The organism is Salifodinibacter halophilus (assembly GCA_012999515.1).
GTDB lineage: Bacteria > Pseudomonadota > Gammaproteobacteria > Nevskiales > Salinisphaeraceae > Salifodinibacter > Salifodinibacter halophilus.
This window is the reverse complement of sequence record JABEEB010000343.1, coordinates 1-263: the sequence shown is the minus strand read 5'-3', so window position 1 is coordinate 263 and position 263 is coordinate 1. Positions and strand designations below refer to the sequence as shown.

General features: G+C 64.3%; 1 protein-coding gene. It reads left to right on the top strand.

The genetic code is table 11. From position 1 onward, the window contains the following. A partial coding sequence (locus tag HKX41_11950; GenBank protein ID NNC24847.1) for a beta-CASP ribonuclease aCPSF1 occupies positions 1–263 on the top strand: 263 nt, incomplete at both ends.

Sequence of the window (263 nt, the reverse complement as noted above, 5' to 3'; positions counted from 1 at the left end):
GCTCACGTTCCACAACGCCGGCCACATCCTCGGGAGCGCCGTCTCGCACTTCCACATCGGCGACGGGCTCTACAACGTCGCCTTCTCGGGGGACATCCACTACGAGGACACCCGCCTGTTCAACGGCGCGGTCAACGACTTCCCGCGCGTCGAGACGCTCGTCATGGAGTCGACGTACGGCGGGCGCAACGATTACCAGACCGATCAGGCGGACTCCGAGCGGAACCTCATCGAGATCATCAACGAGACCTACGAGGACGGCG